Genomic DNA, 1,890 nt, shown 5'->3' with positions numbered 1-1,890 from the left:
GCTCTGAAATTTTCGGGGGGGGGGCAAGAGCGTTATCAATTTACTTGGAATGGTAAAGCTAAATCAATTAAATTAGCTCAAACACCATCATCTGCAACATTAAGACCATGTAAAGAAAAATCAAAGAACTGGGATGCAACAGAAAATCTTTATATTGAAGGGGATAACTTAGAAGTTCTAAAACAACTTCAAAAAACATATTATGGAAAGATTAAAATGATTTATATTGATCCACCCTATAATACAGGAAATGATTTTGTGTATAATGATAGCTTTTCTAATTCAATAGAAAACTATAAAGTACAAACTAATCAAGCATCTTCATCTAATCCAGAAAGTAGTGGAAGATTCCATACGGATTGGTTAAATATGATGTATCCAAGATTACTATTAGCAAAAAATTTGTTGTCTGATGACGGAGTGGTTTTCATTTCAATTGATGATCATGAAGTAGTAAATTTAGAGAATATATGTAACGAAATATTTGGAGAATCAAATAGAATAGCTACTATATGTCATAAATCTAGAGCATCTATTTCAAACGATAAAATTGTTTCATCTAATCATAATTTCATTGCCTTTTATGCAAAGAATATTACTGTAATTGAACAAAATAGAAAATTAATTGGTGTTGATCCTGTTTTAGATAATTTTAATTACGACGATAATGATGGTAAAGGTGAATATCGCTTGGTTCCTGTTGATGGTCCTGGAGGAGAAAAAAAAGGGAATCCATTTTATGAATTTTTAGGAATAACAAACTATTGGCGTTTTTCTAAGGAAACAATGACTGAAAAATATAACAATGGGTATGTTGTTAAAAGAGGAAATAGTTTATATCAGAAATATTACAAGTCTGATGCAATGAAAACAAGAAAGACTGTAACCACATGGTGGGATGATGTGGGTTTAACATCTACAGCAACTACAAAGCTGAAAACATTGATGAACGGTCCATCTTTTGATACTCCTAAACCAATTGAACTTATAGTTAGAATGCTTAAAATGATGACATATGATGATAAGGATTCGTTTATATTAGATTTCTTTTCCGGTTCTGCTACTACAGCTCATGCAGTGATGAAGTTGAATGCAGAAGATGGTGGTAATCGTAAGTTTATAATGATTCAATTACCAGAGTTATGTAATGAAAAATCAGAAGCATACAAGGCTGGATATAAAAATATCTGTGAAATTGGGGAAGAACGTATTCATCTTGCGGGTGAACAGATTAAGTCTGAATGGGAGAAAGAACATCCTTCTGATGGATTGTTTGGATCTGATGAACAGTTTACAACAGATATAGGATTTAAAGTGTTCAAATTAGATTCTACAAATGTGAATGAGTGGGATCCTAATATGAAGCTTGATGAAAAAGAGCTTGCTATGCGTTTAGGTGAAGTATTTAAGGAAGATAGAAGTAAAGAAGATATTCTTTATGAAATTATGCTTAAATATGGTGTGTTTGATAAACAGGTTGAAGAAATTAATGTGAATGGCAAAACAATGTATCGTGTTGGCAAGCGCTATATGATCGTTTGTTTAGTTAATCAGATTACTTCTGAGGATGTAAAAGCTATTGGCGAATTATCTCCGAAAACAGTGATTTTTAATGAAGCTGGATTTAATAATGATAATGACAAAATTAATGCTACTTATAATTTAAAACAATGTGGTGTAGAAGATATTAAATGTATTTAGAGAAAGGAGTTGGTCGAATGAAATTAAAGTTTGTTGATCAACCATATCAAACTGATGCAGTGAATGCAATATGTGATATTTTTGATGGTTGTGAAGTTAAAGATTCATTATTTACTATTGAAGTAGATAATAGCATATAAATAGGACTAGTCAAAAAGAGAAAATTTACACCAGTGGTACAATAGAAAG

The 1,890-nt window shown here is 31.0% G+C and carries 2 protein-coding genes; both read left to right on the top strand.

Going from position 1 to position 1,890, the window contains the following annotated elements:
- A partial coding sequence (locus DWY01_RS10425) for a site-specific DNA-methyltransferase (RefSeq protein WP_199519954.1) occupies window positions 1–1,701 on the top strand: 1,701 nt, incomplete at its 5' end.
- 17 nt (window positions 1,702–1,718) lie between these two features.
- Window positions 1,719–1,841, top strand: a complete 123-nt coding sequence (locus DWY01_RS11915) for a hypothetical protein (protein ID WP_256372091.1) — start codon at window positions 1,719–1,721, stop codon at window positions 1,839–1,841.
- The last annotated feature ends 49 nt before the right edge of the window (window positions 1,842–1,890 follow it).

The sequence above is a fragment of the Eubacterium sp. AF22-8LB genome, assembly GCF_003458715.1.
Classification (GTDB): Bacteria; Bacillota_I; Bacilli_A; order Erysipelotrichales; family Erysipelotrichaceae; genus Holdemanella.
Note: the sequence above shows the minus strand (reverse complement) of the source record. Positions and strands in the feature narration are given on the sequence as shown.

Coding starts and splice junctions, on each gene's coding strand:
- DWY01_RS11915 (WP_256372091.1), top strand. CDS start 1,719: ATGAAATTAAAGTTTGTTGATCAACCATATCAAACTGATGCAGTGAAT.